At 49.5% G+C, this 525-nt stretch carries 1 pseudogene; it reads left to right on the top strand.

Annotated elements, in window-relative coordinates:
* Positions 1-101 precede the first annotated feature (101 nt).
* Positions 102-525, top strand: a pseudogene (locus FKN93_RS17580) (hypothetical protein); the annotation flags it as partial.

Raw genomic sequence — 525 nt, 5'->3', positions numbered from 1 at the left:
TAACCATCAAGGACTCAATAACCTCACTCCTGATGAGGCCTACTTCGGTAGGCAAAGATACGCAGCATGAGCTGGGTCAACCACTTAAGAAATGAGCTTATGTGTCCAACCGTTGGGGTCCACTTCTAAATACCCAACCCAGCACACCACCAGTGAAACCGAAAGTCACTCAGCATAAACTGGACGATCTAAAGAAAGGCGATAGTTGCCCCGAGTGTCAAAAAGGCAAGTTATATAAATACGAGCCCGCTACGCTGTTGCGGATCACTGGGCAAAGTCCGTTCGTCCCAGAGCAACACGTTATGGAGCGGCTACGTTGCAATGCCTGTGGTCAGTACTTCACTGCCAAGTTACCTAATGACGTGATAAATGATGGAGAGCCAAGCCAGAAGTATGGCTACAGTGCCCGCAGCCTGATGGCTCTTCACAAGTTTTTTGCAGGTGCACCCTACTATCGTCAGGAGAGTACGCAAGCGCTGATGGGGATTAAACTGACCGCCTCAACCATCTTTGACCAAGTCGAGT

Source organism: Vibrio sp. A8-1 (genome assembly GCF_013048685.1).
Classification (GTDB): domain Bacteria; phylum Pseudomonadota; class Gammaproteobacteria; order Enterobacterales; family Vibrionaceae; genus Vibrio; species Vibrio metschnikovii.
This window is presented reverse-complemented; position numbering and strand designations above follow the sequence as displayed.